The 12,849-nt window shown below is 59.0% G+C and carries 10 protein-coding genes and 1 pseudogene; 2 read left to right on the top strand and 9 right to left on the bottom strand.

Annotation, left to right across the window (positions count from 1 at the left end; translation table 11 throughout):
* Window positions 1-186 precede the first annotated feature (186 nt).
* The gene (locus AC1DH9_RS02335; RefSeq protein WP_477807742.1) at window positions 187-1,614 is read left to right on the top strand and encodes an FAD/NAD(P)-binding protein; all 1,428 of its coding nucleotides are present in this window, start codon (window positions 187-189) and stop codon (window positions 1,612-1,614) included.
* A 28-nt stretch (window positions 1,615-1,642) separates the two neighbouring features.
* On the opposite strand, the gene AC1DH9_RS02330 is transcribed toward AC1DH9_RS02335, so the two are convergent.
* From AC1DH9_RS02330 to AC1DH9_RS02320, 3 genes are all read right to left on the bottom strand, one after another.
* Complete coding sequence (locus AC1DH9_RS02330) at window positions 1,643-2,758, bottom strand: Gfo/Idh/MocA family protein (protein ID WP_477807741.1); 1,116 nt, start codon at window positions 2,756-2,758, stop codon at window positions 1,643-1,645.
* A gap of 220 nt (window positions 2,759-2,978) precedes the next feature.
* Window positions 2,979-3,746, bottom strand: coding sequence for an SDR family oxidoreductase (locus AC1DH9_RS02325; RefSeq protein WP_427536554.1), 768 nt, complete (start codon window positions 3,744-3,746; stop codon window positions 2,979-2,981).
* Window positions 3,747-3,783: 37 nt separating this feature from the next.
* Window positions 3,784-4,851, bottom strand: coding sequence for a phosphotransferase family protein (locus AC1DH9_RS02320; protein ID WP_427536556.1), 1,068 nt, complete (start codon window positions 4,849-4,851; stop codon window positions 3,784-3,786).
* Between the two features lie 189 nt (window positions 4,852-5,040).
* Between AC1DH9_RS02320 and AC1DH9_RS02315 the strand changes: the two are divergent.
* Window positions 5,041-5,337: pseudogene (locus tag AC1DH9_RS02315) on the top strand (DUF4280 domain-containing protein); the annotation flags it as partial.
* 79 nt (window positions 5,338-5,416) lie between these two features.
* On the opposite strand, the gene AC1DH9_RS02310 reads toward AC1DH9_RS02315, so the two are convergent.
* The 6 genes from AC1DH9_RS02310 to tssH form a co-directional block, all read right to left on the bottom strand.
* Complete coding sequence (locus AC1DH9_RS02310; RefSeq protein WP_427536559.1) at window positions 5,417-5,959, bottom strand: toxin-antitoxin system YwqK family antitoxin; 543 nt, start codon at window positions 5,957-5,959, stop codon at window positions 5,417-5,419.
* 13 nt (window positions 5,960-5,972) lie between these two features.
* Complete coding sequence (locus tag AC1DH9_RS02305; protein ID WP_477807740.1) at window positions 5,973-7,733, bottom strand: type VI secretion system Vgr family protein; 1,761 nt, start codon at window positions 7,731-7,733, stop codon at window positions 5,973-5,975.
* 92 nt (window positions 7,734-7,825) lie between these two features.
* Complete coding sequence (locus AC1DH9_RS02300; protein WP_477807739.1) at window positions 7,826-9,274, bottom strand: hypothetical protein; 1,449 nt, start codon at window positions 9,272-9,274, stop codon at window positions 7,826-7,828.
* A gap of 6 nt (window positions 9,275-9,280) precedes the next feature.
* Window positions 9,281-9,448, bottom strand: a complete 168-nt coding sequence (locus AC1DH9_RS02295) for a hypothetical protein (protein ID WP_427536565.1) — start codon at window positions 9,446-9,448, stop codon at window positions 9,281-9,283.
* Between the two features lie 398 nt (window positions 9,449-9,846).
* On the bottom strand, window positions 9,847-10,230 hold the full coding sequence (locus AC1DH9_RS02290) for a hypothetical protein (protein ID WP_477807738.1): 384 nt from the start codon (window positions 10,228-10,230) through the stop codon (window positions 9,847-9,849).
* 67 nt (window positions 10,231-10,297) lie between these two features.
* On the bottom strand, window positions 10,298-12,847 hold the full coding sequence (tssH, locus tag AC1DH9_RS02285) for a type VI secretion system ATPase TssH (RefSeq protein ID WP_477807737.1): 2,550 nt from the start codon (window positions 12,845-12,847) through the stop codon (window positions 10,298-10,300).
* Window positions 12,848-12,849 lie beyond the last annotated feature (2 nt).

Here is a 12,849-nt window from a genome sequence, read left to right as displayed (position 1 = left end):
ATCGTATCCATAGTCTGCGCAGTTTGGGGAGTGCTGCCTGCCGTCTTGTGAAAATCGTCTCAACACCCTCGATATGAACTGCGTCAGCCAGCAGTCGCCCTGTCTGTAGGCTCATCTACGGGATCGACTTCAACCAGTTCAAGTCCGATGATACATTTCAGACAAAAAACGTCCCGTGAGAATCGCATGACCGAAACCCCAAGCGGACAGGCAACAGACATTTTTCGCAACGCTGACATCCTGATCGTCGGCGGTGGCCTGAGTGGCGCGTTACTGGCCATGCAGTTGCTGCGTTTGCCCGGCAAGCGTCWGATTCTGGTGGTTGAGCCCCGCGCCGAGTTGGGGCGGGGCGAAGCCTACAGCGCGGTTGAATTGGGCCATACGTTGAATGGCAACGCCGCGCGGATGGGGGTCGACCCGGACAACCCCGATGACCTGACCCAATGGCTGAGCGCATTTATAACCAACGGCGGCTGGCCGGAGTCGGACCAGCAGTCGGTGCCGGTCGCCGAGTTGTTCCCGCCTCGGGGCATTTTTGGTCTGTATGTACAGCAGCGGTTGGCCGAAGCCCAGGCCGTCGGCGCGCGTTATGGCTCAAGCGTCGAGCATGTGCGCGGGGAAGTGGTCGACCTGCAAACCGATGAACATGCCACGTTACTGACCTTGAGTGATGGAACACGCTTGCGCGGCGCTTTTGCGGTGCTGGCGACGGGGTTGTTCCCGGCCGCGCGGACCCCGCAAACCGAATCCAGTGGCTTGAACGCTGCAGCCGTCGATCCTTGGGATGTGGCGGCCATGACACGGCTTGATCCGCAATCGACGGTATTGATCATCGGCTCGGGCCTGACCATGGTCGATGCCGTGGTGTCGCTGGAGCAGGCCGGGCATCGTGGACCGATCGAAGTGTTTTCCCGTCACGGCTTGTTGCCGCATGTGCGTCGGCAACCGCCGGCGTGGGTGGATTTTCTGGCCGAAGATCCCGGCATTCGCAGCCCGCGTCAGTTGATGCATGAACTGCGGCGCCATTGCCGTGCGGCGATGGCGGAGGGTGTTGACTGGCAGGCGCCGCTGGATACCGTGCGGGCGCATATCGGGCGGCTCTGGAGCCAGGCAACGGACGTGCAACGCCGGCAGTTTGTGCGGCATGTGCGGCCATGGTGGGAAAGCCATCATCACCGGTCGCCGCCCTTGAGTGCGGAGCTGGTGGCGCGTTTGCACCAGGAAGGACGGCTGCGGATTCAGGCTGCGTCGTTCAAGGGCCTGGCACCCTCGGCGGAGGGGCAGGTGAGTATTCGCATTCGTCGGCGCGGGGAGTCTGAAGTGACGGTGGTCAGTGGCGACGCGCTGATCAACTCCAGCGGTATCGAATACGACTGGCGTCGGGTCGCCCGACCCTTGCCTCAGCAACTGCTGGCCCGCGGCTTGATAAAGCCGGGGCCTTTGGCGCTGGGGATCGCGGCAGATGCGAACGGGGCGGTGATGGATGCCGAGGGGCAGGTTGCCCGACGCCTGTTCGCCATGGGCCCACCTCTGCGTGGAATGTGGTGGGAAAGCACGGCAGTGACCGACGTGGCGAGCCAGGCCAAGGCGTTGGCACTACGCCTGGCGCGCTGAGCGTTGTCGTAAGGCAGCGCTGGCGCGATCAGACCTCCCTGATATTGACCCAGCGTTGCTCCCGCGCCGCCAGCCGAATCGCCGCCGCCAGGCGTTCCACTTCCCAGGCCTCCTCGAAATCCGTGCCGTCCTGGCCTTGTCCGGCCAGAGCCATGATCAGCGCATGCACTTCCAGCGTCTTCAATTCGTTGTAACCCAGCTGATGCCCGGGGGCAGGGCTGAACGCCGCATAGCCAGGCAGGTTCGGTCCGGCCAGTAAACGCTGGAAACTGTCCTGGCCAACGCGGCACAGGCGTAACTCATTCAAGCGTTCCTGATCGAACACCAGAGTGCMTTTGGTGCCGCTGATCTCGAAACTCAGGTGATTCTTGTAGCCGTGCTTGAGCCAACTGCTGCTGAAGGTGCCACGAGCGCCGTTGGCAAAGCGCAACAGGGCGTGGGTTTGATCGTCGACGGCAATGCTGCGTTGTTCCGGGCTGCCCACCGTAGCCGGACGCTGGCGGTGCACCGTTTGGGTATCGGCGCACACCGCCTCGACATCGCCCACCAGATAGCGCGCCATGGCCAGTAAATGGCTGCCCAGGTCCGCCAGCGCGCCGCCGGCATGTTCGGCTTCACAGCGCCAGGACCACGGCGAGTTCGGGTCAGCCATGAAGTCTTCGCTGAATTCGCCTTGAAAGCTGATGATCTCGCCCAGGTCGCCGTTTCGAATCAGCTGGCGAGCCAAACCAATGATCGGGTTGTGCTGGTAGTTGTAGCCCACGCGAGTAACCACGCCGGCCGCTTTGGCCGCCAGGTGCATGGCGCTGGCTTGCTCAAGACTGACTGCCAGTGGTTTTTCGCAGTACACCGGTTTGCCGGCGGCGATTGCAGCCATGGCCATCGGGTAATGAAGATGGTTGGGGGTGGTGATAGCGATCAGGTTGACCTTGGGGTCGTCGATCAACTGTTGCCAGTCACTGTGGGCCCGTTCGAAGCCCCAGGCAGTGGCGCACGCTTGTGCGCGAGCAGGATCGGCATCGGCAAGAGCCGCGAGGCGCAGCCTGAAGGGCAGTTCGAACGCCGCGCTGACATTGCGAAAGGCCAGGGCGTGGGCACGGCCCATGAAGCCCGTGCCGATAAGTCCGATTCCGAGTTCGCGCATAACAGGGTCCTTTGGATTATTGTTTTCGGGATGCCTAGTTATGGAATAAATATTCTCTAAATGCAAATAATGGAATTAATGCGGGATCTGTCTGATGTACCGCGAGTTCTGATTTTACGACTGCTTCGCAGCCGAACGCAGCCTCGCGGGCTCGTCAGCTGCTACGGGAGTAGTCCTGCATTGCATATATGTAGATACCTATGCCGCAGGAGACTCAGAATCAGGACAGGAAACCACCGTCCACATTCAACGAAACCCCAGTCGTATAGCTCGACGCATCACTCGCCAAATACAGCACCGCACCAGCCATTTCACTCGGATCCGCCACACGCTTGAGCGGAATCTGCTGCAGCGCGGTCTTCAGGATCGCGTCGTTTTTCACCAGCGCCGAGGCGAACTTGGTGTCGGTCAGGCCTGGCAGCAGGGCATTGCAGCGGATACCGAACTGCGCGCATTCCTTGGCAAAGACCTTGGTCATGTTGATCACCGCCGCCTTGGTCACCGAGTAGATGCCCTGGAAGATGCCTGGTGAGATGCCGTTGATCGAGGCGACGTTGATGATGCTGCCGCCACCGTTTTCGCGCATCAGCTTGCCGGCTTCCACCGACATGAAGAAGTAGCCGCGAATGTTCACGTCGACGGTTTTCTGGAAGGCACCGAGGTCGGTGTCCAGCACGTTGCAGAACTGTGGGTTGGTCGCGGCATTGTTGACCAGGATGTCCAGGCGACCGAATTGCTCGCGGATGCCGGCGAACACTTGAGTGATCTGTTCCATCTCGCCGATGTGGCAGGCGACGGCGGTGGCTTTACCGCCGTCAGCGATGATCGCGTCGGCAACGTGTTGGCAGCCGTCGAGTTTGCGACTCGATACGATCACGTGGGCGCCTTGCTGGGCCAGCAGTTTGGCGATCGCTTCACCGATGCCACGGCTGGCGCCGGAGACGAAAGCGATTTTACCGTCGAGGTCGAACAGATGGGTCTTGGACATGGTTTTTCCTTGAGGTGGGCAGGCGCCGGGCGCGTGATCAGAGGCTGGATTTCTGGATGACTTGCAGGCTCATGTGCTCCAGCAGCTTGTTCATGTGAATGAACTGCGCGAAGCGTTTGTCCTGGGTCTGGCCATGAAAGAAACGGTAGTAGATCTGCTGCACGATACCGGCCAGGCGGAACAGCCCGTAGGTGTAGTAGAAGTCGAAATTGTCGATCTTGATCCCCGAGCGTTCGGCGTAGTAATCGACGAACTCGCGGCGGGTCAGCATGCCGGGGGCATGGCTCGGTTGGCGGCGCATCAGTTGCACTGGCGCCGGGTCGCCGGCTTCGATCCAGTAGGCGAGGGTGTTGCCCAGGTCCATCAGCGGATCGCCGAGGGTGGTCAGTTCCCAATCCAGTACGCCGATGATCTGCATCGGGTTGTTCGGATCGAGGATCACGTTGTCGAAACGGTAGTCGTTGTGGACGATGCTCGACGTCGGATGATCGGCTGGCATCTTGTCGTTGAGCCAAGCCTTGACCGCTTCCCAGCTCGGAGCATCAGGTGTCAGGGCCTTTTCGTAGCGCTCGCTCCAGCCACGGATCTGCCGCGCGACATAACCCTGCGGCTTGCCCAGGTCGGCCAGGCCACAGGCCTGGTAATCGACGCGGTGCAGCTCGACGAATTTGTCGATGAAACTCCTGCACAAGGCTTCGGTTTTAGCGGCGTCGAGGCCCAGTTCCGCTGGCAGCTCGGAGCGCAGGATGATCCCCTTGACCCGTTCCATCACATAGAACTCGGCACCGATCACCGATTCATCGGTGCAGTGCACGTAGGCTTTCGGGCAGTACGGAAAGCCGTCCTTGAGCTGGTTGAGAATGCGAAACTCACGGCCCATGTCGTGGGCGGATTTGGCCTTGTGGCCAAACGGCGGCCGACGCAGCACGAACTCTTGCTCGGGGTATTCGAGCAGGTACGTCAGGTTTGAAGCGCCACCGGGGAACTGGCTGATCTGTGGCAACCCGCTCAGGCCCGGAATGTGCGCCTTGAGGTACGGATCGATCAGGCTGGCATCAAGTTCTTCGCCAGAGCGGATACGGGTGGACTGGTCAGTAAGCGCCATGCTTATCCCTTCTGCTTATTTTGGAGGCCAGACATCATTGACTAATCTAATGGCGYGCCGGGGTSGCCACAAGCGCGGCAMGGTCTTATAGGTTAGCGTGTTGCCGGATAATCAGCGTTCCTGATGTGCGAGAACAGGCTCGGCGGACTATGGTTCAGAGGAGTATCGCGTCCAGGAAGGAGATTCGACATGGGCTGTCCGCAAGTGTGCGCCACCGCGACCCTGCAATGCAGTTTCGGTGCGGCGCCGGGGGTGCTCAACGTGCTGCCGGTAAACCGCACGCTGACCGGGGGCATGCCGGCGGCGAACATCATGGATCACATTCCGCTGCTGAACATCATGCCGTTCGGCATGTGCATGAGCCCGGCCAATCCAATGGTCGCCGCGGCCACGGCCGCCGCGCTTGGGGTGCTGACGCCGATGCCGTGCATTCCGGCCACCGCTGCCCCGTGGATCCCCGGAGCACCGACCCTTTTGCTGGGGGGAAACCTGAAAGACCGCGGCGTCTGACTTCACGACTGCTGCGCAGCCGAACGCAGGCTACGCCAGCTGCTACAGGTCTGCATCAGGCTTGTGTCGGATCAGCCCAGCGCCGATACCACCAGCGCATCCGCGAGATCGGCTTGCCCTCGGCATCCAGCGGTCGTCCATCGCTGGCAAAGGCTTGCTCCGGTTCGAGCAACTGACCGTTGAGGTAGCGGGCGTTTACAGCGGGTTTGCCGTTGGGATGAAAACGCTGGTAAACCCCTTCACGTACACCGTCGCGGTAAAACTCCATTTCAGCCACTTGCCCATCGGGAAAATAGTTGCTGGCTTCGCCATGCAGCAGGCCCCGGCGATAGGTGGCCTTGCGTTGCAGCCAGCCTTGCGGCGCATAAAACGTCGCGACACCTTCTAACTTGTCATGCACAAAAGGCAGCTGTGCCGACAACTTGCCGTTGGGGTGATACAGCAGGCTCCTGCCTTGCAGTTCGCCCTGGCTGTAATTCAAGGCCGCCTGGGGCTTTCCGGCTTCCTTGATATGCAGCGGACCTTCCAGCTGGCCGTCGAGCATTCGTCCGTCGAGCCGGCTGTCACCGCGTTCCAGTTCCAGTTTGTCCGATGACATCCTCGCTCGCTCCTCAGTTGACCTTCACCAGTCCGCCCTTGATGGTCAGCATGCCGCCGCCGTCCACGGTCTGCTCGGCGCCGCCCTTGTTGGTCAGGCTGACCCCGGCATCATTGGTCAGCGAGGTGCCGGCCTTGTTGGTCAGCTCCGTGCCGGCCTGATTGCTCAGGGAGGTGCCGGCCTTCTGGCTGATCGAGGTGCTGGCCTGGGCCGCCAGATCGGCGCCACTCTTGATCGCGAAACTGCCACCGCTTTGCAGTGTGAGAGTGCCACTTACCTTGATGGTCAGGTTGCCGTGTACATTGATCTTGAAGTCCTTCTGCGCCTGCAGAAACACCTCTTCGGCGTCCTTCTTGTCCTCGAAGCGCAGCTCGTTGAAACCGCCGCCACCTTTGGATGAGTTGGTCTTGATCCCGGATTGGGTCTGGTTCGCTGGCAGCGCATAGGGCAGGGCGTTGTCACCGTTGTAGACGCAACCGGTGACCAGTGGCCGGTCCGGGTCGCCGTCGATAAAGGTCACGATCACCTCCTGACCGATCCGCGGTACGAACTGCATGCCAAAACCCTTGCCGCTCCACGGCAGCACCACGCGGACCCAGCAGGAACTGCTTTCGTCATTCTTGCCGTCGCGATCCCAGGGGAACTGCAACTTGATCCGGCCGTATTGGTCGGTCCAGATTTCCTCACCGGATTTGCCGACCACCAGCGCCGTTTGCGTATGCATCCGCGGCTTGGCCGTRAGCCGCGCCGGACGATAAGGTGTGGCTTTGGGGATGGCTTCGAAGCGGTTGCGGTAGCTGTCATGACTGGCCTCATGAGTGACCGCCGTCACCACCCAATCGATATTCAGCGTCGGGTCATCGTGACCGGCCAGCGTGAACCAGTGCCCCGGCACCAGCCAACGGCAATCGCTCTCGCCGACAAAACGTTTTTCCTGACTGCGCAAACCGTCCACCCGCTGCTTGGTCAGCGCATCGCCGCGAGCCTTGGCGTTGTAACCGCCCGGATGTTCATAGATGGACAGTGGCCCGGCCACCGCTTCGGCCTGACCATACAGTGAAGTACTCGGTGTGGTGAACTCATAATCCGTCGCCCGATACACCCCGGATACCGCCTGCACACAGACTTGCCCGGAACGAATGCCATGCAATTCGCGCTCGCCCATTCGCTGCCCGAGATAGCTCACCTTGGGTCCATTGGGTATCGGCACGAAGGCATCGTTACTGTCCCCGAGCACCAGCGTGTGCTTGCCGTCCTCGTGGGTGAAAAACCAGAAAATCCCTTCTTCCTCCAGCAACCGCGAAACGAAGGCAAAATCGGTTTCGCCGTACTGCACGCAGTACTCGCGGGGCGTGTAACTGCCGGTGAGTTTCAACTGGAAATCGGTGAAGCCGTGGGCCTTGAAGATTGTGGTGACGATGTCCGAGGTGGCAAGGTTCTGGAACACCCGGTTGTTGCTGGCCAGGGTCAGCCACCAGAGCCATGGCCTTAGAACAAGCTGATAGCGCTCGGCGGTGGCGTCGGCGGGGAGTTGGCGGATTTCCGCGACCAGTGCGTCGAAGGGGCGGGTCAGGGCGTCGTTGTGCAGGGTGGTGGTGACGTGGGTGGCGACGGCGCTGGTCAGGGCGAGGGAGGCGCCGTCGTTGAGGCCGTTGAGGGTTTGCGATCCGAGGGTATTCAGGGCTTCCTCACCGGAAAGCGACTCAGGGTAAAGCGCCGACAGCGTGGTGGCGGTTAGGGAAAGGCTGGTGTTGCTGTCGGTGGTGCGGGGCATCGAGCGACCTCAAGATTTGATTAACGATTCACGTCTCTTTCTTTATGACCGAATGTACGAAACCCACCTTTGCAGGCACAGTGTTGAGGGCGTCAGTCGAGCTTAAGTCCGGCCAGTGAGCAGCGTTCATCGATTGATCTGTCCGACATGAAAACAATTCTCGATTTGATAACGTTATAGAAGTCGCGTTTGTTGAGGCCAAATACGTCAACGCTGTCTTTGTTTTTTATGCTGCGGGCCGCGATGGTCCGCATTACCAGATCGTTGATTTGGTTGGCCGATAGCTCATCAAACATTAAGGTGAACAGCACGGCCAACTGGTTTGCGTCTGCCAGGTTGATATTGGTGTTGTTTTCGGTGATAGCGTATTCGTGATACGTGTTCTGATAGTTGAGTGTCAGGCGCTGTTTGATGGGGATATAGTGGTTCAGGGCGGAAATGCTGGCCACTACAACGGCGATGCCATCGGGCACTTGGGCATTCCAGGGTAGATGAGCCATGGGTGCCGGTTTTTTTTTAGTGGGACGCAGTTCTCCTGAAGAATTAAATGCCAGAGAGGTAAAGTTGTAAGTGGCGGCTCCGACAATCATGACTCCTTTGTCACTGTTAGCCAGTGCCAATACGCTTTTGTACTGCCTGCCCAATGCACCGCTCTCGTCGAGGACAGGGGTAAGGTCATCCCTTATGTCTGGGTCCATTATCTGATAGATATGATCCGTAACAGTCGGGTTGTCGTCCCCGCCTAATGAATAAATGAACTGATCGGCGATATAGCAGAACTCTTCGTCTCGGACGTGTATGTGCAACCGTTTACCAACGTATTCGAYCTCGGTAACYTCTTTTAATAGCTTTAGATTATGGGATTCGCATAGTTCGATGATTTTTGCATTTCTGGATCCGGGTAATACTGCTCCGGTAAACTCTGAACCTTTGGGGCGGGCAAACCAGTTCATTTTTGGGGAGTTTTTGCTGGCAATGTCCACGACCCAAGCGGCGGTGGCACTACCGCCGTAGATGGCGCGGTCAATACCGGAAACCTGTTGCTCTTCCTGTTCCAGAAACTCGATACCTTCAATAACTTGTGAGTACTCAATGTCGGGTGCTGGCGTTCCCTTTACTGAGGGGGGCTTGCGTTGGGCGCCAATGCCGGTGGCAATAATTATTTTTTCARCGATTAACGCATGTGTGGTATCAAACCAGGCGACGTAGTTTCCTGGTTGAGTCAGTGACTTGGATATTCGCCGTACTTTGCGTGAGGGGTTGTGGCTGTAGCGGCTACCATTGACGGTTTCAGTGACGCCTTGCTGAAAAACACCTGAGGAAAGGAAGTTTTCCAGGCTCATTTCACCATTGGCAACCGTAAACTTCGGGGGAGGCGAACCAGGTAAATGTAAGAGATGAGCAGGTTGGCCCATGGGATGCTCTACGAGTTTTGCCCATAGCCCATCCTCACCGACAACGATAGTTTTATAGTCATCGGATGAGGTGCTGAGGAACACTGCGGCGGAAACACCCGCACCTATGATCAGTCGCGTTGGCATAATGGCTCACCTCTCTTCTGTGACCAATTTATCAGTGGTGTCTTTTTGCAGGGACAGGGCAGAAAAGGCAGAAAAGCGGACGGATTTATTTTCGACGTTGGCGAGGCTGTCCATAAAAATATACCCGTCCTGATTTTCTAAAAAACCTGAGCTGGGAGTCGTGTGGTAAGTCATGGGCAGACATGATCATTTCCTGTTGTTTAAGTCGTCAATAAATACGTTACTCTTATTTTTCTTGGTGTTTGTGAGTTGGCTGTTTGGTGTTCTACTCTGTTATTCTTTCAATTTTTTCTTTGTCGCGCCTGAAGTATGATCCTGTTAGTCGAATGGCTGCTGATGTAAATAGCGGTAGGACTGAATTATATGAGCCTTCCAGGTACTCCTTGACCGGGATGCTCTCTGAACGAGCTGAGTTATATGTAAGTGCGATATTCTGGCTCAAGAAAGCATTGCCCATGGCTTGTGATATTAGATAGCTTTGGGGGTGCATGATCACTTCGTCAAAAAAGTGTTGTGCATCTCTGAATTTTAGTTTTGTCGGAATGTTGTTGTCATTGAGGAAAAGTGCGAGCTCAAGGTATTTTTGGTAAATTATTTCGTAAATTGCCCTTTGCGTTGAAGGGTCGATAAGTTCCACTGAATGCTTCATTGGCAATTAATTGCACAAATTTATGTGCCTCGGGTTCGGTTATGGATCCTAATGATTTGAACATTTGATTGCTCCTGCAAGTTTTACCATTAGAAAAAGCCGGAGATTTTTTTCTGCGTGCCTGAGTCGCCCACGACGATAGATCAATAACTCCATCCTGAGGGATCTTGGTCTGGAGGTTGTTGAAGTAGGTGGTGAAGGCCAGGACCATGGGGCCCTGGTTCTGCGGGGTCGAGTTCGCCCATTGCTCCAGGTCAGCGCGACTGTTATTGATCTGTGCGGCCAGTTGTACGGTTGTAAATGCCATATAAACGCTCGTTGTTCGCTGCAGTGGTTTGCATTGCGCCAAGCACGGGGCGGGCTGCGTTTTCTGTTTACTCCAGTACCCACTCCGCCAACTTCCCCGTCACCTGCGTCATCAGCACATTCTCGACATCCCGCGCGCCCGCCGCACTGCACTTGGCCAGCACCGCCTGCACAATCCCGGTATCAAACTCGAATTGCTTGCCGGTCGCGGCCTTGTAGCGGCCACGCAATTTCTCCAGTTTCGCCAACACAATCCCTTCCAGCGTCGCCTCATCCAGCGGTCGGTACGCGACCACGGTCATCCGCGCCAGGAACGCCGGGCGGAAGGCTTTCAGCAGCACGTTGTGCAGGGCTTCGGTGAAGGCATCGCTGTCCAGGTGCGCGGTCGGTGTGTCGAGCAGCAGTTCGGCGCCGACATTGCTGGTGGCGAGCATCACGGTGTTCTTGAAGTCGACCACCAGGCCGGTACCGTCTTCCATCAGGCCCTTGTCGAAGACGTTATAAAAAGCCTCCAGCACATCCGGGTGGGCTTTTTCGATTTCGTCGAGCAGCACCACGGAATAAGGTTTGCGGCGCACGGCTTCGGTGARCACGCCGCCGCTGCCGTAACCGACGTAGCCGGGTGGGGCGCCTTTGAGTTGGCTGACGGTGTGGGCTTCCTGGTATTCCGAGAGGTTGATGCTGATCAGGTTGCGTTCGCCGCCATACAGTGCATCGGCCAGGGCGTAGGCGGTTTCGGTTTTGCCGACGCCGGTGGGGCCGACCAGCAGGAACACGCCGACCGGTTTTTGCGGATCGGTGAGGCCGGCGCGATACGCCTGCAAGCGTTGGGCGATGGTGTTCAGCGCGGTGCGTTGGCCCATCACCCGTTGGCTCATGCGCTGGCCGAGAGTGCGCACGGCGTGGGCTTCGTCGGCGAGCATCTTGCCGACCGGAATGCCGGTCCAACCGGCAATCACCGCGGCGACGGTTTTCGCGTCGACTTGCTCCGGCACCAGCGGGTCATCCTGGCGAATGGCGTCGAGGCCGGCTTCCAGGCGCAGCAGTTCGGCGGCCAGATGGTCGAGGCGTCCATCGGTGACGTCGTCCGGTTTGTCGTTGTCGGCGCGTTCGCTCAAGGCCAGCAGCTCGCGCCGGGTTTCCAGCAGCTCGCGCACGGCGACGCGTTCTTCGCCCCAGCGGATCTCCAGCTCGCGAATGGCCTGCACGTTGCTGGTGGACTCGGTCTCCAGCACGGTAATGCGCTCACGGTGATCGAGGCCGGTGGCCTGTTCGCGGCGCAGGCGTTCGACTTCATCCTTGAGGCTTTGCTGGCGATGACGCAGGCTTTCCAGTGGCGGCGGTACGTCGTGTTGGCCGAGGGCGACCCGCGCGCAGGCGGTGTCGAGCACGCTGATGGCTTTGTCGGGCAGTTGCCGGCCAGAGATGTAGCGATGGGACAGCTTCACTGCCTCATGAATCGCCGCATCCAGCACCTGCACGCCGTGGTGCTGTTCGAGTTTGGCGGCGACACCACGGAGCATTTCCACGGCAGTGATTTCATCCGGTTCTTCGACTTGCACCAGTTGGAAGCGTCGGGCGAGGGCCGGGTCTTTCTCGAAGTATTTTTTGTACTCGAGCCAGGTGGTCGCGGCCAGGGTCCGCAGTTCGCCACGGGCCAGCGCCGGTTTGAGCAGGTTGGCGGCGTCGCTGCCGCCCTCGACACCGCCGGCACCGATCAGAGTGTGGGCTTCGTCGATGAACAGGATGATCGGTTTTTCCGCGCTGCGGACGGCATCGATCACGCCTTTGAGCCGTTGCTCGAATTCACCTTTGACCCCGGCGCCGGCCTGCAACAAACCAAGGTCTAGGACCCGAAGACTGACCTCTTGCAGTGACGGTGGTACGTCCCCGGCGGCGATGCGCAGGGCCAGGCCTTCGACTACCGCAGTTTTGCCGACGCCCGGCGCGCCGACCAGGATCGGGTTGTTCTGGCGACGGCGCAGCAGGATGTCGATGCATTGGCGAATTTCGCCATCACGCCCGACGATCGGGTCGATGCGTCCGGCATGCGCGTCGGCGGTCAGGTCCTGGGTGAACTGATCAAGTATCGAGTCCTGTTTCTGCTGCGGTTTGCCCGCGGTTGCGGCGACCGAGCGGGCGGCGCCGACGTGCTCGCGGGAGCTTTCGGTCCATTCCAGCAGGTTGCTGCGCAGGGCGTCCCGAGGAATGCGCAGCAGCGACGAAGCACTGTTGAGCAACAGGCTGCGGCGTTCATCGCGGTCGAGCAGCGCCAACAGCAACAGTCCGGAACGGATGCTCTCAAGGCCAAGCACGCTGGCCTGCACCACGGCGTCCTCCAGCAGGCCGATGGTTTGTGCCGAGAGTGCCGGAGTGYGGGTACTGCCGGTCTTGAACAATTCCAGGGCCTTGTTGATTTCCGCCGTCAAGGCATCGCGTTCCAGGCCGAAGCGCGGTAGCAGGTAGGCGAAGTCGCCGCCTTCGATCTCCAGCAGTTCAAGCAACAGGTGCTCGATTTCAACGTAATGATGACCGCGTTGCAGGCAACGCTGGGCGGCCCGTTCCAGGGCGCGGCGGTTGTCCGGGTTGAGGCGTCCGATCAGGCTGGCGAGTTCCATGT

This window comes from Pseudomonas sp. 05T35, from assembly GCF_056396605.1.
This window is presented reverse-complemented; position numbering and strand designations above follow the sequence as displayed.

Bases quoted from the DNA above. Each gene is read 5' to 3' on its own strand.
- AC1DH9_RS02325 (WP_427536554.1), bottom strand. From the start codon at position 3,746: ATGTCCAAGACCCATCTGTTCGACCTCGACGGTAAAATCGCTTTCGTC.
- AC1DH9_RS02310 (WP_427536559.1), bottom strand. From the start codon at position 5,959: ATGTCATCGGACAAACTGGAACTGGAACGCGGTGACAGCCGGCTCGAC.
- AC1DH9_RS02295 (WP_427536565.1), bottom strand. From the start codon at position 9,448: ATGACTTACCACACGACTCCCAGCTCAGGTTTTTTAGAAAATCAGGAC.
- AC1DH9_RS02320 (WP_427536556.1), bottom strand. From the start codon at position 4,851: ATGGCGCTTACTGACCAGTCCACCCGTATCCGCTCTGGCGAAGAACTT.
- AC1DH9_RS02290 (WP_477807738.1), bottom strand. From the start codon at position 10,230: ATGGCATTTACAACCGTACAACTGGCCGCACAGATCAATAACAGTCGC.